The 18,816-nt window shown below is 54.1% G+C and carries 18 protein-coding genes; 8 read left to right on the forward strand and 10 right to left on the reverse strand.

The features are described from left to right. Window positions 1-2: 2 nt before the first annotated feature. The 3 genes from ACFX4O_RS07425 to ACFX4O_RS07435 form a co-directional block, all read right to left on the reverse strand. Window positions 3-1,016: an ABC transporter ATP-binding protein gene (locus tag ACFX4O_RS07425; protein WP_131410326.1), complete on the reverse strand. Its 1,014-nt coding sequence runs from the start codon at window positions 1,014-1,016 to the stop codon at window positions 3-5. Between the two features lie 18 nt (window positions 1,017-1,034). Continuing rightward, window positions 1,035-2,177: a putative ABC transporter substrate-binding protein YdcS gene (ydcS, locus tag ACFX4O_RS07430; protein ID WP_131410328.1), complete on the reverse strand. Its 1,143-nt coding sequence runs from the start codon at window positions 2,175-2,177 to the stop codon at window positions 1,035-1,037. A 345-nt stretch (window positions 2,178-2,522) separates the two neighbouring features. Further along, on the reverse strand, window positions 2,523-3,929 hold the full coding sequence (locus tag ACFX4O_RS07435) for a PLP-dependent aminotransferase family protein (protein ID WP_131410330.1): 1,407 nt from the start codon (window positions 3,927-3,929) through the stop codon (window positions 2,523-2,525). Window positions 3,930-4,178: 249 nt separating this feature from the next. Between ACFX4O_RS07435 and ACFX4O_RS07440 the strand changes: the two genes are divergently transcribed. From ACFX4O_RS07440 to ACFX4O_RS07455, 4 genes are all read left to right on the forward strand, one after another. After that, complete coding sequence (locus ACFX4O_RS07440) at window positions 4,179-5,579, forward strand: cytochrome ubiquinol oxidase subunit I (protein WP_380207927.1); 1,401 nt, start codon at window positions 4,179-4,181, stop codon at window positions 5,577-5,579. After that, window positions 5,579-6,589 carry a cytochrome d ubiquinol oxidase subunit II gene (gene cydB / locus ACFX4O_RS07445; protein WP_380207928.1) on the forward strand — a complete coding sequence of 337 codons (1,011 nt, stop codon included), beginning with the start codon at window positions 5,579-5,581 and terminating at the stop codon, window positions 6,587-6,589. The genes ACFX4O_RS07440 and cydB overlap by 1 nt, the downstream gene beginning before the upstream one ends. Next, on the forward strand, window positions 6,589-6,717 hold the full coding sequence (locus ACFX4O_RS07450) for a DUF2474 domain-containing protein (protein ID WP_131410336.1): 129 nt from the start codon (window positions 6,589-6,591) through the stop codon (window positions 6,715-6,717). The genes cydB and ACFX4O_RS07450 overlap by 1 nt, the downstream gene beginning before the upstream one ends. 113 nt (window positions 6,718-6,830) lie before the next feature. Next, entirely contained in the window at window positions 6,831-7,292 is a 462-nt protein-coding gene (locus ACFX4O_RS07455; RefSeq protein ID WP_380207929.1) for a hypothetical protein, read from the forward strand. A gap of 52 nt (window positions 7,293-7,344) precedes the next feature. Here ACFX4O_RS07455 and ACFX4O_RS07460 read toward each other — a convergent pair whose 3' ends face one another. After that, window positions 7,345-8,025 (reverse strand): nitroreductase, encoded by a 681-nt coding sequence (locus ACFX4O_RS07460; RefSeq protein ID WP_131410341.1) that lies wholly within the window; start codon window positions 8,023-8,025, stop codon window positions 7,345-7,347. A gap of 96 nt (window positions 8,026-8,121) precedes the next feature. On the opposite strand from ACFX4O_RS07460, the gene ACFX4O_RS07465 reads away from it, so the two are divergent. Then, entirely contained in the window at window positions 8,122-9,072 is a 951-nt protein-coding gene (locus ACFX4O_RS07465; RefSeq protein ID WP_380207930.1) for a LysR family transcriptional regulator, read from the forward strand. Window positions 9,073-9,157: 85 nt separating this feature from the next. Further along, complete coding sequence (locus ACFX4O_RS07470) at window positions 9,158-9,418, forward strand: hypothetical protein (protein WP_380207931.1); 261 nt, start codon at window positions 9,158-9,160, stop codon at window positions 9,416-9,418. Between the two features lie 92 nt (window positions 9,419-9,510). Here the strand turns inward: ACFX4O_RS07470 and ACFX4O_RS07475 are convergent, their stop codons facing one another. The 3 genes from ACFX4O_RS07475 to ACFX4O_RS07485 all read right to left on the reverse strand — a co-directional run bounded on the left by ACFX4O_RS07475 (window position 9,511) and on the right by ACFX4O_RS07485 (window position 13,010). Continuing rightward, window positions 9,511-10,047: a hypothetical protein gene (locus tag ACFX4O_RS07475; RefSeq protein ID WP_131410347.1), complete on the reverse strand. Its 537-nt coding sequence runs from the start codon at window positions 10,045-10,047 to the stop codon at window positions 9,511-9,513. Between the two features lie 176 nt (window positions 10,048-10,223). Beyond that, window positions 10,224-12,182: a U32 family peptidase gene (locus ACFX4O_RS07480; protein ID WP_380207932.1), complete on the reverse strand. Its 1,959-nt coding sequence runs from the start codon at window positions 12,180-12,182 to the stop codon at window positions 10,224-10,226. A gap of 255 nt (window positions 12,183-12,437) precedes the next feature. After that, window positions 12,438-13,010, reverse strand: coding sequence for a helix-turn-helix domain-containing protein (locus ACFX4O_RS07485; RefSeq protein ID WP_131410352.1), 573 nt, complete (start codon window positions 13,008-13,010; stop codon window positions 12,438-12,440). 160 nt (window positions 13,011-13,170) lie between these two features. Between ACFX4O_RS07485 and ACFX4O_RS07490 the strand changes: the two genes are divergently transcribed. Then, complete coding sequence (locus ACFX4O_RS07490) at window positions 13,171-14,355, forward strand: benzoate/H(+) symporter BenE family transporter (protein WP_380207933.1); 1,185 nt, start codon at window positions 13,171-13,173, stop codon at window positions 14,353-14,355. Here ACFX4O_RS07490 and ACFX4O_RS07495 read toward each other — a convergent pair. Further along, window positions 14,338-15,207 carry a helix-turn-helix transcriptional regulator gene (locus ACFX4O_RS07495; RefSeq protein WP_131410356.1) on the reverse strand — a complete coding sequence of 290 codons (870 nt, stop codon included), beginning with the start codon at window positions 15,205-15,207 and terminating at the stop codon, window positions 14,338-14,340. The genes ACFX4O_RS07490 and ACFX4O_RS07495 overlap by 18 nt on opposite strands. Window positions 15,208-15,380: 173 nt before the next feature. On the opposite strand from ACFX4O_RS07495, the gene ACFX4O_RS07500 reads away from it, so the two are divergent. Further along, on the forward strand, window positions 15,381-16,295 hold the full coding sequence (locus ACFX4O_RS07500) for a DMT family transporter (RefSeq protein WP_380207934.1): 915 nt from the start codon (window positions 15,381-15,383) through the stop codon (window positions 16,293-16,295). Here the strand turns inward: ACFX4O_RS07500 and ACFX4O_RS07505 are convergent. After that, complete coding sequence (locus ACFX4O_RS07505; RefSeq protein WP_380207935.1) at window positions 16,282-16,950, reverse strand: DUF3313 domain-containing protein; 669 nt, start codon at window positions 16,948-16,950, stop codon at window positions 16,282-16,284. The two genes, ACFX4O_RS07500 and ACFX4O_RS07505, sit on opposite strands and share 14 nt — an antisense overlap. Before the next feature lie 180 nt (window positions 16,951-17,130). Then, the gene (locus tag ACFX4O_RS07510; protein ID WP_380207936.1) at window positions 17,131-18,726 is read right to left on the reverse strand and encodes an ABC transporter substrate-binding protein; all 1,596 of its coding nucleotides are present in this window, start codon (window positions 18,724-18,726) and stop codon (window positions 17,131-17,133) included. Window positions 18,727-18,816 lie beyond the last annotated feature (90 nt).

Below are 18,816 nucleotides of genomic sequence, written 5' to 3' on the forward strand. Positions count from 1 at the left end.
TCTCACCCCGCTCCCTGTAACGGCACCATCGCCTCGCGCGACCAGGAAACCCGCACCTGCTGCCCCGGCGCCAGCGTGTCTGGCAGTAACGCATCGGAGAGGTTCGCCTGGCTGACTAACAACTTTTCCCCCTGCGCCAGCGCCAGTTCAAAACGGGTCGATGCGCCTTGATATTGCACCGTTTGCACCACGGCGCTGGCTTCTATTTCCCCCGGCGTATTCAGGCGAATGTGTTCCGGGCGCAGCGAGTAAACACCGTTCATGCCGCAGAGTTTTTCCGCAAGCGCCGCATTAAACACATTGGAGGTGCCGACAAACCCGGCGACAAACGGCGTGCGCGGGCGCAGGTAAAGCTCACGCGGCGTATCAATTTGCTCAATGCGCCCATTGTTGAACACCGCCACGCGGTCGGACATCGACAAGGCTTCGCCCTGATCGTGGGTGACAAAAATAAAGGTGATACCGAGATCCTGTTGCAGCTTTTTCAGCTCCAGTTGCATCTGTTCACGCAGCTTTAGATCCAGCGCCCCCAACGGTTCATCCAGCAATAACACTCTGGGTTCATTTACCAGCGCGCGGGCGATGGCGACGCGTTGCCGCTGACCGCCGGAAAGCTGCGAAGGTTTACGCGCATGCACAAAACCGAGCGCCACCTTTTCCAGCGCGTCACGAGCGCGGGCATGGCGCTGTTTTTTGTCGATGCCTTTCACCATCAACCCGTAGGCAACGTTATCGAGAACGGACATGTGCGGAAACAGCGCGTAATCCTGAAAGACGGTGTTAACGTCCCGCTCCCAGGGCGGCAGTTCGCTGGCCTCGCGGCCAAAAATACGGATTGCGCCGCCGCTGAGCTGTTCAAACCCGGCAATCAGCCGCAGGCAGGTGGTTTTGCCGGAGCCGGACGGCCCCAGCATGGAGAAAAACTCCCCGTCGTTGACGGCGAACGTTACGCCGTCAACCGCCCGGATATCGCCGTAAACTCTGGCGACATCCAGAAACTCTACCGCATAGGTCATCGCGCGCTCCTGGCAGGTTTAACGGCCGCCCATAATGGCGATGTAATCCTGCGTCCAGCGGCTGTAAGGCACATATTTACCGCCTTGTGCCACTGGTGTTTTCCAGAAAGCGATTTTGTCAAAGAAGCTGTAACCGTTGGTTTCGCAGCCCTTTTCACCCAGCAACGTGCTGGCTTTGCACCCTTCCGGCACCACCGGCAGCGAACCAAACCACGCCGCCACATCGCCCTGTACTTTCGGTGTCAACGACCAGTTCATCCACTTGTAGGCGCAGTTCGGGTGTTTCGCATCGGCGTGCAGCATGGTGGTATCCGCCCAGCCGGTGACACCCTCTTTCGGAAAGACAGTGGCGATCGGTTGATTTTCCCCTTTCAGGGCATTTGCCTGGTAAGGCCAGGCGCTTGAAGCCACCACGCCTTCGTTTTTGAAGTCGCTCATCTGTACTGTCGTGTCATGCCAGTAACGGTGAATGAGCAAGTGCTGCTCGCGCAGAGTTTTCAGCACCGCCTGATACTGCGCTTCGGTAAGCTGGTACGGATCGTCAATACCCAGTTGCGGTTGCGTGGCTTTCAGGAACAGCGCGGCATCGGCGATATAAATCGGGCCATCGTAGGCCTGCACACGCCCTTTGTTGGTTTTGCCGTCCGGCAAGTTTTGCTGAACAAATACCACCGCCCAGCTATCTGGCGGCGTCGGGAAGGTTTTGGTGTTATACATCAGCAGATTCGGCCCCCACTGATAAGGCGTGCCGTAGGTTTTCCCACCGACGTTAAACCATTCCCCTTTGACCAGCTTCGGATCGAGCGTTTTCCAGTTAGGGATAAGGGCGGTATTTATTGGCTGCACGCGTTTCCCCATGATCAGGCGTAAAGAGGCATCGCCGGAGGCGGTAACCAGGTCATAACCGCCTTTCGCCATCAGGCTGACCATCTCATCGGAGGTGGCGGCGGTTTTCACATTCACCGCGCATCCAGTCTCTTTTTCAAACGCGGTAACCCAGTCATATTGCTTATCGGTCTGGCCGCGCTCGATATACCCCGGCCAGGCGATAATATCCAGCCGCCCCTCTCCCTTTCCCACTTCTGTTGGTTCGGCGGCGTTCGCGGTCATAACGGTAAGACCCAGCGCACACAGGCTGCTGCGGGCAAATTGCTTGCTCATTATTTTCTACTCCTGTCGCAATGAAAAAGTGCGGCAGCCTTGCCGTTAATATATCTCCCTTAATAAAAATAGACGGCGCGCTGACGGCATGAATGTGGCTCGTCGGAAATTTCGCAAGGATGTGACAGATGACGCATTGCGTTAACAATAAAAACGCTGTTGCACGCTCTTTTGGAGTATAGACAAGGGGTTAGCGAACGTCCGTTAATCTGTGTTGCTATTCGCATTTCCTATGAATACCAATATCGAGAGCGCAGAAAATAATGACGGCGCACTCTATGTTTACGCCGCCGTTATTTTTCACAGGAGAATAAGTTATTCAGAAAATAAGAAAGACTGACAGGGTTAATTCATCATCTGGCGAATTAACTCACCCAGTTGTATTGCCGCCCGTTCCTCTTTATCGCCCCAGGCCCATGCGCAATTAAAACGGAAAAATGAACGCCAGTTATCAGATGTCGAAAACATTTTTCCCGGCGCAATGCTGATATGGTGCGCCAACGCCCGCTGGCTCAGTTCACCCGCATCAAGCCCGGCGGGCAACTCCAGCCATAAGAAATAGCCACTCTCATTGCGGTAAATTTTCACTTCCGGCGGCAGATGGCGCAGCAGCGCCTGCCAGGCCAGATGTTTGCGCTCGGCAAGCTGTCGGCGCAGGCGGCGCAAATGCGCATCGTAGTGATGCGTCGATAAGTAATCGACCAGCGCCAACTGGAGCGGTGAACTGGTGGATAAGGTGCTCATCAGTTGCAATTGCTGAATACGGCGAGCGTGACGACCGGCAGCAACCCACCCGACGCGAAACCCGGCGACCAGACATTTAGAAAATGAGGAGCAGTGCAACGTCATGTCTTGCGTGTCCCAGGCTTTAGCCGGTAACGGCTGTTCGCGCCCGTAGTAAAGCTCGCTGTAAACATCATCTTCAATCAGCGTGACGTTGTGTTGTGCCAGCAGCGCGACCAGTTGGATCTTTTTCTCAGCGCTTAATGTAAACCCGAGCGGGTTCTGAGCATTGGTCATCAGCCAGCAGGCTTTTACCGGATAGTCAGTTAATGCCTGCGCCAGCGCATCGAGATCGATGCCCTCTTTTACATCGGTCGGCACTGACAGCGCTTTTAACTTCAGCCGCTCCAGCGCCTGCAACGCGCCGTAAAAACAGGGGCTTTCAATAATCACCCAGTCACCCGGTTCTGTCACCGCCTGTAAGCTGAGGTTCAGCGCTTCCAGCGCGCCGGCGGTGATGACGATTTCATCCGGTGAAATGTTCATCCCCTGACGGGCATAGCGTTTGGCAATGGCGTGGCGCAGTTGACTGTTCCCTGGCGGCAGGTTTTCTATCACGCTCATGGCGGTGGCGCTTTTGCTCACCTTTGCCAGCGAACGGTTAAGCTGTGGCATCGGGAACAGTTTTGGGTCGGGAAAGGCGGAACCAAACGGCAGTACCGAGGCATCGCAGCTGGCCTGTAACACGTCAAAAATGTAGGTATTGATGTCCACCGCTTCGTCACGCGTTATCCTCGCCGCCGGGGTGCGCGGTAAGCCGGGCGCTGGCGCAACAAAATAGCCGGACTGCGGTCGGGCAATCACCCGTCCCTGGCTTTCCAGCAACTGATAAGCATGGCCGACAGTCATAAAACTGAGCCCACTGCTGGTCACCTGCTCGCGCAGCGACGGCAGCTTCTCTCCAGGCCGCCAGACGCCAAGCTCAATTTGTTCCGCGATTTGCTGCGCCAGGCGCTGATATTTTTTCATGATTTTTCACGTGTTAACAAAACGTCTACATCATGGCACGCAGGGCGCCATCTTGCTATATCAGTTTATGCATAACAGCGCGTTATGCGCACTGTTATGGTTATCGGCTCCCGCTTCGTCTGGACTAATCCGCAACCTGCCATACCCTTTGTAGGGAACTGTTATACGAAAATTCCCTGTATCTGTTTCTGCAAGTTCAGGCTTGTGCTCATTAACATTGACACCACAACATTGACATTGGGGTTGTGCATGTTTGGTTTAGACGCGTTTTACCTGGCGAGAATACAGTTCGCCTTCACGGTTTCTTTTCATATTATTTTTCCGGCAATCACTATTGGCCTTGCCAGTTACCTGGCAGTTCTGGAAGGTTTGTGGCTAAAAACCCGCAACCCGGACTGGCGCACGCTGTACCATTTTTGGTCGAAGATCTTCGCCGTTAACTTCGGTATGGGGGTGGTTTCCGGGCTGGTGATGGCGTACCAGTTCGGTACCAACTGGAGCGGTTTTTCCCAGTTTGCCGGCAGCATTACCGGGCCATTACTGACTTATGAGGTGTTGACCGCCTTCTTCCTCGAAGCGGGTTTTCTCGGCGTGATGTTGTTTGGCTGGAACAAAGTCGGCCCTGGTCTGCACTTTTTCGCCACTTGTATGGTCGCGCTGGGCACCATTATGTCCACCTTCTGGATCCTCGCATCCAATAGCTGGATGCACACGCCGCAAGGCTTTATCGTCGAAAATGGTCAGGTGGTTCCGGTCGACTGGTTTAAGGTGATTTTTAACCCTTCCTTCCCGTACCGGCTGATGCACATGACCATTGCGGCATTCCTTAGCAGTGCGTTGTTTGTCGGCGCATCTGCTGCCTGGCATCTGTTACGCGGGAATAACACGCCTGCGATCCGCAAGATGTTTTCTATGGCGATGTGGATGGCGCTGGTTGTTGCGCCGATTCAGGCGATGGTCGGCGATATGCACGGGCTGAATACGCTTGAACATCAACCGGCAAAAATTGCTGCTATTGAAGGCCACTGGGAGAATCCGCCAGGTGAAGCGACGCCGCTGCTGCTGTTTGGTCTCCCGGATATGGAGCAGGAGCGCACGCGTTATGCCGTGGAGATCCCGGCGCTGGGAAGCCTGATCCTGACGCACAGCCTGGATAAGCAAGTGCCGGCACTGAAAGAGTTCCCGAAAGATCAGCGCCCCTATTCACCGATTGTCTTCTGGTCGTTTCGCATTATGGTCGGGCTGGGTGTGCTGATGATTGCGCTGGGTGTCGCCGCGCTGTGGCTGCGTTTTCGTGACAGGCTCTATCAGTCGCGACCGTTTTTACATTTTGCGCTGTGGATGGGGCCAGCGGGTTTAATCGCCATTCTTGCCGGTTGGGTCACCACGGAAGTGGGTCGCCAACCGTGGGTGGTGTATGGTTTGTTGCGCACGGCTGATGCGGTTTCCGCCCATGGCGACTTGCAAATGAGCCTCAGTTTGCTGGCGTTCTTTGTTGTCTACTGTTCCGTTTTTGGTGTGGGTTACAGCTATATGGTGCGGCTGATCACCAAAGGGCCACAGGAGAGTGATGAGCGCGCCACGCAAGGTACTCCGGCACGACCGCTGTCTGCGGCGGGCGAACATCTCCAGGCGGATGAGGATAAATAATGGGCATCGATCTTTCATTAATCTGGTTTGTCATTATCGTCTTTGCCACGCTGATGTATATCGTGATGGACGGTTTTGACCTTGGTATCGGCATCCTGTTTCCGGTCACGCGCGACGCGCACGATCGTGATGTGATGGTCAACACTGTGGCTCCGGTGTGGGATGGCAACGAAACCTGGCTGGTGCTTGGCGGCGCGGGCTTGTTCGGCGCGTTTCCGCTGGCGTATGCGGTGATTGTCGATGCGCTGACCATTCCGCTAACGTTAATGCTAATTGGGCTTATTTTCCGCGGTGTGGCCTTTGAATTTCGCTTCAAAGCCACTCCGGCGCACCGGCCGTTCTGGGACAAAGCGTTTCTCTCCGGCTCGCTGCTTGCCACCTTTACACAAGGTGTGGTGGTGGGCGCGGTGCTCAACGGTTTCCAGGTGACCGGTCGCACGTTTAGCGGCGGTGCGCTTGATTGGCTGACACCGTTTAACCTGTTCTGCGGCGTCGGGCTGGTCATCGCCTATGCTCTGCTTGGCGCAAGCTGGCTGGTGATGAAAAGCGAGGAGCCGCTGCAGGGAAAAATGCGTAAAGCCGCGAGAAAACTGTTGCTGGCGATGTTAGTGGTGATTGCCGTGATTAGCCTCTGGACGCCGCTGACGCATTCCGCGATTGCCGAACGCTGGTTCAGCCTGCCGAATCTCTATTTCTTCTCGCCGGTGCCGCTGTTGGTCGTCGTGCTGAGTGTCTGGTTATGGCGCAGCCTCGGCAATCCGGACTCCCACACATTGCCGTTTGTGCAGACACTGGGGCTGATTTTTCTCGGGTTTAGCGGCCTTGGCATCAGTATCTGGCCGCACATTATTCCACCGGATATCACGTTGTGGCAGGCCGCAGCACCTCCGCAAAGCCAAGGCTTTATGTTGGTCGGTGCCCTGCTGATTATCCCGATTATTCTGGTTTATACCTTGTGGAGCTACTACGTGTTTCGCGGCAAGGTGCAACATGGCGAGGGGTATCATTGATGAAACACGCCTTTTTTAACCGCCTGATGTGGATGCTATTGATCTGGGGTGGCAGCGTACTGGCACTGTTTGCGGTCAGTATGGTGTTCCGGCTTCTGATGTCGGCGGCAGGGTTTAAATCGCACTAATTGGCCATTCGCAACGGACGATCCTGGCTAGAAATTTCCGGGATCGTTCACTACGCTTTTTGTTGTCCAATTTGCTTTAGAGCTGCGATTTTTCATGCGTTTAGGGAGAAATAATGATTAACCTCGTTCAGACGCCTTACAACCTCCGATCGGGTTACCCGATTGTCCGCCGTACGCTGGAAGACAAAAAGAAGCTGGTTAAGCAAGAGGGTTTTGGCCCGGAATCGTGCTGCGCCACCGTCGAATACACGCTGCGCGGTAATTCCCGCTATGCGTTTGGCAATAGCCAAATGCGTATTGAGATGCCACCGGATATTTACACCAACAATTGGGTGAAATTGCATGGCGAAATGGCGGCGCTGATTGCCGCGATACGACGCATTGAGAAATCGGGCAATGGCGATGAACAGTTGCCGATCACCAGCGTTTATATCGAATTACGCCCCTGCGAAGCCAATTGCATGCAGGCACTGCAAAATATCCTTCCTGATAACACCACCGTTTATTTCTCCTTTCTGCACCCCGATCAGGTTGATGAGTGGAAACAAAGCGCCCGCACGCTTTGTGCTGCGTAGCACGGACAGAGACGCCAATGTTCTCTATTCGCGTCTCTGGTCATCTGCGACGTTACCCGTGCATCACCACACTTTGCTCAACAGGAATGCGCGGCATGCGTGTTTTCGCAGACGGCGCAGACAGATCGGCATAACCAAACGAGATGCCGAACAGCAGACGATAATCATCAGAAACACCCAGTTCGGCGCGGATTAAATCGGCGTGAAAACCCAGTAAGGTTTGCGGAATACCGGCAAAACCGCGCGCAGTTAGCGATAGCAAAAAGCTCTGGGCGTACATGCCAATGTCGGAGGCAACGCGGATATTGTCGCCAAAGGACGGCATAAACAGGAACGCTGCGTGTGGTGCGTTAAAAAATTGATAATTACGCAGATAAGCCTCTTTACGCCGCGCTTTATCTTCACGCGCAACGCCAATCGCATCGTAATAAATTCGCGCTTGCTCATGAGCGCGCTCGAAATAGTCGCCGTGAAAATCGTCATAGGAAAAGGTGAAATCCGGCGTCTGGTGCCCTTCTAGATCGTTTTCCGTCATCCTTTTTCCAAGACGATTTTTCGTTTCACCGGACACCACATGCACATGCCACGGCTGCGTGTTGCAGTTAGACGGCGAAAATTGCGCATCCTGCAATACGTCCTGAATTTGCTCGTCCGTTAACGGCGTGGGTAGAAATGCGCGGGCGGAAAAACGCTGGCGGACGGTTTCATCGAAGGCTTTCACTACAGTGCTCATGATTCTTCTCCGTATTAAGTGTTCGCGTAGCTTAGCGATGTAACCTGTTCGCAAAAACACTACAATGCGCCATGGACCTTTGCAGATTACGCACAGATGAAGAAGCTCAGTCAAATTAGTGCCCGCTCAATGCAGCTGTTTCTCGCCATTGTTCGCGAGGGCAACTTATCCGAAGTCGCCCGTAACGAAGGCCTGGCGGCATCATCCTTATCCCGCGTGGTTCAGCAACTGGAGCAGGCGCTGGAAACCCAGTTGTTGTACCGCAACACGCGCGCGGTGATTGCCACTGAGGCGGGTCATATCTATGCCGACACGTTTCGCGCCATGTTACAGCAGCTTGCGGATGCACAAACCCAGGTGGACGAGCGCCGGGATGAGCCTGGCGGGCGCATTCGCATTAATGCCCCGACCTCGTTTGGCCTGCGCCATATTGGCCCAAAGGTCAGTGAGTTGAGCGAGCGTTATCCGCGTCTGCATATCGAACTGAACCTGAACGATGACTATATCGACCCGTTTGCCGACGGCACTGATCTGCTGCTGCGTATCGCAGCGCTGCAAGACTCCGAGCTGCATGGTCGGCTGATTGGACATCAGCAGTGCCATTTGGTGGCGACACCCGCTTATGTGCGCCGTTATGGCCAACCGAACACGCCGGAGGAGTTGCAGTCGCACCGGTTACTGGCGTATCGCGGGAAAAGCGGTTTACAGCGCTGGCGTTTTCAGCGAGGAGAGAAATCCTGCCAGTTTTCGCCGCAGGCCAAAATCGTTTCGGATAACGCGGAATTGCTGTTACAGGCAGCACTAAGTGATGGGGGAATATTACTTTTTCCGGACTGGCAAGTCGGTGAAATGCTAAACCGCAACGAGCTTGTGGCGCTCATGCCCGATTTCACCGCCAGTTATTCGGCAATGCAGCAGTCGCTCTGGTTGCTCTACCCTGGCGGGAAATATCCGTCACTTAACACGCGCACTGTGATTGATTTTTTACTGGCGAGTTTCGGCTCACCGCCCTACTGGCGCTATCTTCCACAGTACCTCCAGGAATAATCCCGAAGGCGTAACGCTCCATAATCCCTTCACTTTTTTATCGTCAAATCGTCGCCACGCAATAGAACGAGTAAGGATGTAAAAGATGAAAAAGATTGCACTGGTGTCTGCCATTCTGGCGGTGAGCTTCTCTTCCATGGTGTTTGCCGACGAACGTCCGCCGCTACCGCCGGAACAGTCCCCAAACGGCCAGCACCATAAAGGTGATAAAAAACCGACGCACGACGCGCCGCCGCCGAAACACAAGCAGGATAAGCCGCCGCGCCCGGATAATAAACACAACGACAAACACAGCGGTAAGAAACCGCCACTGCCGGAAGAAAGTCGTCCGGGTGATGACCGCTAATCTATCCTGAAAGGCAAACAGGCCTTTCGCCATCACGAAAGGCCTATTTTTTATCTTGTAGACACGGTTTTTAAGAACGCTTGCTTAAGAGATTACGATCCCATCGCTTTGGATAACCAGGACTTACAGATGCCACGGCGCAAATTCCACGGTTTAGCCGGTTTATCTTTATAGCGGTCATACACTTTATCCAGATCGTCCTGGCTGGTGATATTCAAATCTGCCGGAATTTCAACCGCCCCACGGGAGCTGATTGCCACATAGTGTTTTCCTTTTTCAAGGAAAAATGCGGTCTCATGAATCCACATCCTGCCGCTTGAATTATCTTGTACGATTAATGTCCAGTACTGATCGCCTTTCAGTCGGCTGGTAAAAAGCCGATCAACAACGCCATCGAGCATATTATTGCTGATGTAAATCATCTCGGCGGAATTAAAGCAGTCACCCTCTTTGTTATAACGCTGGAAATAAAAAAGCCCCTGATGTGCCTTATTAGCTTGCGTATAGACCACTGTGGCATCGCTGCCGGTATAGGGCTGATAACGCTGCGTTCCGAGCGGGCCTGGCGTACAGGCAGACAACAAAAATGCACCTGCGACAAGCAAGGCGCCTAACGTAAATTTACGCATTCCCTCTCCATGAATATCATCAATAAGCCATTTCTTATTATTTTCGCCCGGCTAGATTAACGTATTACGGTTATTAACGCATGATTGTTCTTACTGCGACGGGATAATTTATGGCTATTCAGGAGAATTGTTTTGGGGGCAGTAAAAAAACAGGGTGGCATAGTGCCACCCTTTGTTTATTTGCGTTTTGGCAACGTTTTTAATAAGTCGTCGGCGCTTATCGACGCCACTACGCTGCCCGGCAGAGGCATTTTCAGAATATGGTGCTTAATTTTGCCAATCACATGCATTTCACACGGACGGCAGTCAAACTTCAGCGTCAGCACTTCGTCGCCATGCACCAGTTGCATCGGCGTCGCGCGCCAGCTTTTGATGTTTCCTTTCGCCTGTTTCGGGCACAGGTTGAAGGCGAAGCGCAAACAGTGTTTGGTGATCATCACCGGCACATCGCCCTTCTCTTCATGCGCTTCGAAGGCGGCGTCAATCAGTTGCACACCGTAGCGTTGATAAAATTCACGCGCTTTATGGTTATAAACGTTAGCCAGGAATGACAAATGCGTTTCCGGGTAAATAGGCGCGGGTGTCGTCACCGGTTTGCGGCTGCCGCGTTGATAGTTAGCCAGCCGAGCGTCTTCCAGCATTTCTACCGTTTCGCGACGCAGCTGGTTAAGTTGGCTGTTGGGCACAAACAGCGCCCCCGGCAGATTAACGGCGATCGCCTGCGCGTAATAGCGGGTTTGCCCCAGTTTCGCCAGCCCGTCTTTCAGGCTTTCCAGCGCTTTTTGCGCATTGTTGGCTTCGTCAAACTGCCCGTCCAGCGTGTGGGTAACACTGACGCCATCTTCGCTGGTGAGCGTCAGAACCAGTTGTTCCTGCCAGCCGCCAAGCTCAATATCCACGCCGATGCGACGCTCGCTGGAGGTTTTCAGCAATGCCTGCTGCCAGTTGTGATCGAGGTTGCGGTTCAGCGCATGGTGCGGACGCAGCGTTCGCAGTGCATCCGGCATTTCGTTCGGGAACACGCGATAACGGTTTTCGCCCGTTTTCTCGGCGACGTTGACGCGAAAACCCACCACTTCACGCTTCACCAGCACGTTCAGCCCATCACCGTTGGCCAGCGGTTCCGTCACTTCAACATCAAGATGATCTTTCGCCACTTTCAGCACTTCACCGACCGGCAGACCGACAAATTTCGGTGAATCAAACGCACCGATATCAATTTTGCGCGCATTGACAAAATAATCGGTGCTGCCGCGATGGAAGGTTTTATCGGTCGACGGAATAAAGAAGTGCTCTGTACGCCCGGCGGAAGCGCGCGCCAAATCGCCACGATCGTCAATAATGGCATCCAGCATTTGGCGATAGTGCGCCGTGATATTCTTCACGTAGCTCATATCTTTGTAGCGCCCCTCAATTTTGAAGGAGCGCACACCGGCATCGATCAGCGCCGCCAGGTTGGCCGTCTGATCATTATCTTTCATTGACAGCAGGTGTTTTTCATAAGCCACGACACGACCCTGATCGTCTTTCAGCGTATAGGGCAAGCGGCACGCCTGGGAGCAGTCGCCACGGTTGGCGCTGCGCCCGGTCTGCGCATGGGAAATATTGCACTGCCCGGAATAGGCCACGCACAGCGCACCGTGGATAAAGAACTCAATGGTGGCGTCGGTTGCGCTATGAATGGCGCGGATCTGCTCAAGGTTCAGCTCACGCGCCAGCACAATCTGGCTAAAACCAACATCGGAGAGGAATTTGGCTTTTTCCACGCTGCGAATGTCGCACTGCGTACTGGCGTGCAGCTCAATCGGTGGAATATCCAGCTCAAGTACGCCCATATCCTGCACGATCAGCGCATCGACACCAGCCTGGTACAAGTCGTGAATCAGGCTCTGCGCCGGTTCCAGCTCATCATCATGAAGAATGGTGTTCAGGGTGATAAACACTTTCGCGCCGTAGCGATGCGCGAAAGGCACCAGTTCAGCGATATCGCGCAGGCTGTTACCGGCGTTATGGCGCGCACCGAAGCCCGGGCCGCCAATGTAGACCGCGTCAGCGCCATGAAGTATGGCCTCACGGGCAATGGCGGTGTCGCGAGCCGGGCTTAACAGTTCAAGATGATGGGGTTGCAGGCGCATACAATCGTCGTTATCCATTATGTACAAAATGGCGGCTATTGTAGTCACAACCGGGGCGTTTCACCACCTGCCGCAGGGGGAATTTGCGCCTGTCGGCAATGCAATGTCGAAATTGCTATTTCCGCTGCGTTACATGCGGCGATAGAGTGGTGACTCGGACATTCCTCGTCACGTTTTATCCACTGTACTGCCGGTTGCAGGTGGGGCTGAACTTTCCTGCAGCCCGGAGTATGGCGGGTCAACGTTGTCGCGTTATTAATCGTCGTCGTTCTTTGCCGCAGGCGTGCTTGCGGCTTTTTCTTTTGGATAATGAATCAACGAGTGGAAATGCACCGTGTGCGCGGAGCTGTTGCGATACGCATGGGCTTCATCGCCGGCAAAACGTACCCCCATCCCGCTGGTAAATGTTTTCCACTGCCCGCCCAGACATAAATCCAGCGCACCATTGATAACAATCACATGCTCAATCACCCCGCTTTCGTGCGGCGTCGATTCACTTATCGCGCCCGGTGCCAGCGCAATGGAAAAGAGATCAAAATGCAGCTTTTCATCCCACGGAAAAATGGGCGTGATCACCATGGCTTGTTGTTCAGGATCGTAGGCGTGCGGCGTGTCGCTCTCTGGCGGAGCAATAAAGGTAGAAAACGGCACATTCAGGCCGGTGGCGATTTTCCAGAGTGTCGCCACCGTCGGGCTTGATTCATTACGCTCAATTTGCCCGAGCATCGCTTTAGAAACGCCCGTCTCTTCTGCCAGCCTGGAAAGGCTCCAGCCACGGCCCTGACGGAGAAGTTTTAAGGTGCTTGCCAGATAGTCTGCGATGTTCATTACGCCTCCGGGAAGAAAAATCCGGGGCAGTATAGCGCAGCGTTTCTTTTTTAGAGAGCGAAACTATAACCACGCTAAATACCTTATTGCACTGCCAGCTTGTGCGCTATAACGGCCAGTGATATTTTATGCGGATGCTATAACGCACAAGGATTATTTCATGCGCACCGCTGCCTTTTCACTTTCTTCTGCCGTTCCTTTTACCAGCGTGCTGGCTGGCTTTGTCGCTGTGTTGGTCGGTTATGCCAGCTCCGCTGTCATTATCTGGCAAGCAGCTTCGGCGGCAGGCGCAAGTGCGACGCAAATTGCCGGCTGGATGACCGCGCTCGGCCTGGGCATGGGCATCAGTACGCTGGCGCTGAGTGTCTGGTATCGCATGCCGGTACTCACCGCCTGGTCGACACCGGGCGCGGCATTGTTGGCGACCAGCCTACAAGGCATTTCACTAAATGAAGCGGTTGGCGTATTTATCTTTGCCAATGCATTAATTGTCCTGTGCGGCATCACCGGCTTGTTCGCCAGGTTGATGAAAATCATTCCCCATACCCTGGCGGCAGCCATGCTGGCGGGCATTTTGCTGCGCTTTGGTTTGCAGGCCTTTAGCAATATTCCGGGGCATTTCGCTTTGTGTGGCAGCATGCTGCTGGCCTGGCTTATCTGCAAAGCGTTGGCGCCGCGCTATGCCATTGTCGCGACGCTCGTTGTCGGTGCACTGGTTGCGATACTTGGTGGTGACGTTGTCACGCAAAGCCTGAGTTTTGCAGTGGTTCTTCCCGTCTATACCGCACCAGAATTTCACTGGACGTCACTGGTAAGTATCGGTGTTCCCTTCTTTCTGGTGACGATGGCGTCGCAGAACGCGCCCGGTTTCGCCACGATGCAGGCAGCGGGCTACCACGTTCCGGTTTCTCCGTTAATTATCTTTACTGGCGTGCTGGCGCTATTACTCTCACCGTTCGGTGTTTATTCAATTTGTATTGCTGCAATCACTGCGGCGATCTGCCAAAGCCCGGATGCCCACCCGCAGCCAGAAAAACGCTGGCTGGCCGCGGGAGCCGCTGGCGTATTCTATCTGCTGGCGGGTCTGTTTGGGGGATCGATAACTTCGCTGCTGGCGGCGTTACCGTTAAGCTGGATCCAGACGCTAGCCGGGCTGGCACTGCTAGGCACCATTAGCGGTAGCCTGCGCCAGGCGCTCATCAATGAGCGCGATCGCGACGCCGCGATTGTTACTTTTCTGGTTACCGCCAGCGGCGTCACGCTGTTGGGGATTGGTTCTGCATTCTGGGGGTTAGTGATCGGCGGGATCTGCTATAGCGCATTGCACTTAGCGCGACGCGCGTAACTGCGAGGGAGTCATGCCTTTCGCCGCTTTGAAACGGTTGCTGAAATGGCTGGCAGAGTTAAAACCGCAGGCCAGCGCAATGGTGGTCAGCGGCTGATCGCTGTGAAGTAACAGATCTTTTGCCCGCATCATGCGCCGTTGCATGACGAACTGGTGCGGCGCAACGCCCATTGACTGGCGGAACATGCGTGCAAAGTGGTATTCGCTCAGTGCGGCCTGCGCTGCCAGATCCGCCAGCAGCAGCGGATCTGCCAGATGCGCATCGATAAATTCCAGCACCGTGCGCAACACCACGGGTGCCAGGCCGCCTGTGACAGTCGGCAGTTGCCACTGCACGTTGCTGTAGTGTTGCACTAAGTGTGTCAGTAAAAGCGTCGATGCGGTGCTGAGCGTTAACTGGTTTGCGTTTTGCTGCCAGTTGCAATCCAGTAAAAACTGGCGATAGAGCGCAGTAATACGCGTATCCTGGGAAAATGTTTTCTCATCCAGCGTGAACGACGCCGGGCTGCGATCCCACACCTGCTCACCCACTTCACGCAGATGCTCATCGGTACAATAAAGATGCACAAAAGACAACGTATCGCGAATATCCCATATTGATTCGCTCTCTTTTGGCATCAGACAAAAACGATCCGGCCCGCCGCCGTTTTTCCAGCCGTAGGCGGTTTTGTGGTAGCTCTCGTAGCCGTCGGCAACGTACAAGCTCAGGGTGTGGTGATTGCAATATTGGGTGATGTTATCGCGTTTGTTCGACCAGGCCGCCAGTTGTATGCCAGAGTGCAGCGCCACCGAGTTGTGCAACACGGCGTTGTGTTTACTGAGGTTTTCAAAGGCTTCGTAGTGTTCAGACATTCGCGGAAATTATCATAGAGTCACCAGAACCCCAGTCTATGAATAGCAGGCGGCGGATACCAGCGTTGTGTAAAGAAAAGCGCAAGAATATGCAAGTCCGGCGCAAACCAGTGCAAGCCCGCGCGTTGGCGTTTTGCCACACTCAGCGTTCGTTTTACGCATCGGAACTCAATATGAACGCATTGCTGTACGGTTTGGTGGTGATTATCTGGGGGACAACCTGGATCGCGATTTTTTTACAACAAGGCCCGGTTCCTGCGCCGGTGTCAATTTTCTGGCGTTTTGCTCTGGCAACAGTGGCAATGATGCTGATATTGCTGGCGCGGCGTAAACTGCGCGCCCTGCCGCTGCGCGATCATCTGTTTTGTCTGTTACAGGGCTGCTGCGTGTTCGGTTTCAATTTCTGGTGCTTCTACACCGCCGCCGCGTGGATCAGTACCGGGCTGGAGTCGGTGATCTTCTCGATGGCGGTTTTGTTTAATGCGATAAACAGTTATCTCTTTTTCGGTCAAAAACCGCCAGCACGCTTTTTTGTCGCGGCGATCCTCGGCCTGACGGGGATCGTGACGCTGTTCTGGCAAGATCTGGTCAACAGTGGCTGGAGCATAACGCTACTGATGGGGATTGGCCTGTCGGCGCTGGGCACGCTGGGTTTCTCGTTTGGCAATATGATAAGCCTGCGCCACCAGCGAAAAGGGCTGGAAACCATCACCACTAACAGTTGGGCGATGCTCTATGGCACGTTGATTATGGGAGCAATTGGCCTGCTGCGCGGTGACGATTTTACCCCGCAATGGACTGCCAGTTACCTTGGCGCGCTGGTCTATCTGGCGCTGTTCGGCTCGGTAATAGGCTTTGGTGCCTATTTTACGCTGGTCGGGCGAATTGGCCCCAGCAAAGCGGCTTATAGCACCCTGCTTTTTCCGCTGGTTGCGCTAACCGTTTCGACGTTCTTCGAGGGTTATATCTGGCATTTCAATGGCGTTGCCGGCTTGTTGCTGATCCTCACCGGCAATCTGGTGATGTTTACCCGCCCGGAAAACTGGCTGGGCGGGCGCGGAACACGGCGAAAAGCTAACGCCTGCTGATATCAAACATCGTCGCGTCGGTCGCCATATCGTCAATGACTTGTTTCAGAGAGTCGACGGAGACCGGCGCATTTTCATTGTTCACATCTTTCCCTTGTCCCTGGCGCACTACTTTCAACACTGGAGCATTGGTCTGCGCGTCAATCAACTCGCCTTCGAAATAGAGGTGGGTGTTCATCGTGCGATGGCCGGTTGCCATCTGTGTTCCCGCCACGACCATCGCGACCGGCACCACTTCATAGAACTGCAACCCTTGTTTGCTGGCATCCACGCCGGTTATCGCCCCGCGGAAAATCAGGCTGTGCTGGCCTGGCGATGTCACCAGCGGTTTACGCGAAGCGGCAGCGGCTTTCAGCTTGCTGTTGGTATAGTTGAGAACGCCATCCAGCACCTGTTGATTTACCTGGCTGGTAGGTTTCGCTACCGGGTAATAGGTTACCGGGTGGTAGACAATACTGTCGTATTTCGCCGGGTCAAACCCCGGTGCCACCCAGCGAAGCACCGGTTTACCGGTGGCGGATGTGGTTTCCTGTAGCCCGGAATAATCTTTTAGAAACCCGGAATATTTTTCCGGTTGAGTCACTTTTGACGCACAGCCTGATAACGCCAGCAGACCAGAAAAGACGGCAACGCTAACCAACGCATGAGTACGCATGAGGATGTCCCTGTGAATGCAGAATTGCCTATAAGGTATAGCAAACGCAGCGGCATTTTGTGGGAGGGTAAAACGTCTTTGTGAGCAACGGCTTTGATAAGATCTATACCACCACCCTTAACGCTAAGTGATGTTCGCGAGCAAACCGCTAGTGCGCTGGGTTTGCTCGCCTATTAATAGTTATTTCTTCAGATCAACCTGCCAGAAAATATGTTTGCCAAACGGGTCGATTTCGTAGCCCTGCACCTCTTTACGTACCGGTTCGAAAATCGTTGAGTGGGCAATCATCACCGCTGGCATTTGATCATGCATCATCTGCTGCGCCTCTTTGTACAGCGCAACACGTTTTTCATGATCGCTGGTGGCTTTCGCTTCAGCGATAATTTTGTCAAATGGCGCGTAACACCATTTCGCTGAATTAGAACCGCCATTGGCAGACGTACAGGTAAACAGCGGGCCAAAGAAGTTATCCGGATCGCCGGTCGCGGTGGTCCAGCCCATCAGCGCCGCCTGGTGCTCGCCGCCTTTCACCCGTTTCAGGTATTCGCCCCACTCATAGGTGACGATTTTGGTCTGCACGCCCACTTTCGCCCAGTCGGCCTGGATCATCTCGGCCATGCGTTTGGCGTTCGGGTTATAGGGGCGCTGCACCGGCATCGCCCACAAATCGATGGTCGTTCCCGGCGCTAACCCGGCCTCTTTCAGCAGCGCTTTGGCTTTTTCCGGATCGTAGTCGTAATCCTTCAGTTCGCTATCTGCGCTCCAGACGCCTGGCGGCAGCAGGTTTTTCGCTGCGGTGCCCGTTCCCTGAAACACAGCCTGAATGATCGCCGGTTTGTTGATCGCCAGCGCCAGCGCCTGGCGCACTTTTACGTTATCCAGCGGCGCTTTTTGCGTATTAAACGACAGGAACCCGGTATTCAGCCCGGCTTTGCTCATCAGCGTGATGTCTTTGTTCTCTTTCAGGCGCGGCAAATCCGCCGGATTGGGAAACGGCATAACCTGGCACTCGTTCTTCTCCAGTTTTGCCAGGCGTACAGAAGCATCCGGCGTGATGCTGAAGACCAGGCGATCAATTTTGGCTTTGCCCTGCCAGTAACCGTCGAACGCGGTAAACAGAATGCGCGAATCTTTCTGATACTGCGCCAGCCGGAACGGCCCGGTACCAATTGGGTCCATATCGACGCGTTCCGGTGTCCCTGCCTTTAACATCGCATCGGCATACTCCGCTGAGAGGATCGACGCAAAATACCAGCCAAGGTCAGCGACAAACGGCGCTTCCGGGTGCGCCAGCGTAAAGCGCACGGTATGGTCGTCAACTTTATCAATCGCGGTGATCAGCGAACCGAACTCGAGGCTTTCAAAGTTCGAGTAAGTGCCGTTGGAGACATTGTGATAGGGGTTATTGGCGTCTTTTTGCCGCATAAATGAGAAGATCACATCATCGGCATTAAAATCGCGCGTTGGTGTAAAGTATTTATTGCTCTGGAACTTCACCCCTTTACGCAGATGGAAGGTGTAAACCTTGCCGTCTTCGCTCACATCCCAGCTTTCCGCGAGGCTGGGTTGCAGTTGCGTGGTGCCTATTTTGAAATCCACCAGCCGGTTATAGACCGGCACCGCGCTGGCATCGACGCTGGTGCCCGAGGTATAAAGTTGCGGGTTGAAGTTTTCCGGCGAGCCTTCCGAGCAATAGACCAGCGTTTTCGCCGCTACAGAAGAACTCACTATCATCGCGGCCAACGCCAGAGCAAGTGTTGTCGGTTTGCTAATCATAGTTTTTCCTGTTGTTTTATTGTAAAGGCTTGTTGTTTGCCCTCTCATAAATAACATTAAAGTGAATTTGCAAACACCTGATAATTCGAA

The sequence above is a fragment of the Kosakonia sp. YIM B13571 genome (assembly GCF_042788095.1).
Taxonomy (GTDB): Bacteria; Pseudomonadota; Gammaproteobacteria; order Enterobacterales; family Enterobacteriaceae; genus Kosakonia; species Kosakonia quasisacchari.

Coding starts and splice junctions, on each gene's coding strand:
- ACFX4O_RS07425 (WP_131410326.1), bottom strand. CDS start 1,016: ATGACCTATGCGGTAGAGTTTCTGGATGTCGCCAGAGTTTACGGCGAT.
- ydcS (WP_131410328.1), bottom strand. CDS start 2,177: ATGAGCAAGCAATTTGCCCGCAGCAGCCTGTGTGCGCTGGGTCTTACC.
- ACFX4O_RS07435 (WP_131410330.1), bottom strand. CDS start 3,929: ATGAAAAAATATCAGCGCCTGGCGCAGCAAATCGCGGAACAAATTGAG.
- ACFX4O_RS07440 (WP_380207927.1), top strand. CDS start 4,179: ATGTTTGGTTTAGACGCGTTTTACCTGGCGAGAATACAGTTCGCCTTC.
- cydB (WP_380207928.1), top strand. CDS start 5,579: ATGGGCATCGATCTTTCATTAATCTGGTTTGTCATTATCGTCTTTGCC.
- ACFX4O_RS07450 (WP_131410336.1), top strand. CDS start 6,589: ATGAAACACGCCTTTTTTAACCGCCTGATGTGGATGCTATTGATCTGG.
- ACFX4O_RS07455 (WP_380207929.1), top strand. CDS start 6,831: ATGATTAACCTCGTTCAGACGCCTTACAACCTCCGATCGGGTTACCCG.
- ACFX4O_RS07460 (WP_131410341.1), bottom strand. CDS start 8,025: ATGAGCACTGTAGTGAAAGCCTTCGATGAAACCGTCCGCCAGCGTTTT.
- ACFX4O_RS07465 (WP_380207930.1), top strand. CDS start 8,122: ATGAAGAAGCTCAGTCAAATTAGTGCCCGCTCAATGCAGCTGTTTCTC.
- ACFX4O_RS07470 (WP_380207931.1), top strand. CDS start 9,158: ATGAAAAAGATTGCACTGGTGTCTGCCATTCTGGCGGTGAGCTTCTCT.
- ACFX4O_RS07475 (WP_131410347.1), bottom strand. CDS start 10,047: ATGCGTAAATTTACGTTAGGCGCCTTGCTTGTCGCAGGTGCATTTTTG.
- ACFX4O_RS07480 (WP_380207932.1), bottom strand. CDS start 12,182: ATGCGCCTGCAACCCCATCATCTTGAACTGTTAAGCCCGGCTCGCGAC.
- ACFX4O_RS07485 (WP_131410352.1), bottom strand. CDS start 13,010: ATGAACATCGCAGACTATCTGGCAAGCACCTTAAAACTTCTCCGTCAG.
- ACFX4O_RS07490 (WP_380207933.1), top strand. CDS start 13,171: ATGCGCACCGCTGCCTTTTCACTTTCTTCTGCCGTTCCTTTTACCAGC.
- ACFX4O_RS07495 (WP_131410356.1), bottom strand. CDS start 15,207: ATGTCTGAACACTACGAAGCCTTTGAAAACCTCAGTAAACACAACGCC.
- ACFX4O_RS07500 (WP_380207934.1), top strand. CDS start 15,381: ATGAACGCATTGCTGTACGGTTTGGTGGTGATTATCTGGGGGACAACC.
- ACFX4O_RS07505 (WP_380207935.1), bottom strand. CDS start 16,950: ATGCGTACTCATGCGTTGGTTAGCGTTGCCGTCTTTTCTGGTCTGCTG.
- ACFX4O_RS07510 (WP_380207936.1), bottom strand. CDS start 18,726: ATGATTAGCAAACCGACAACACTTGCTCTGGCGTTGGCCGCGATGATA.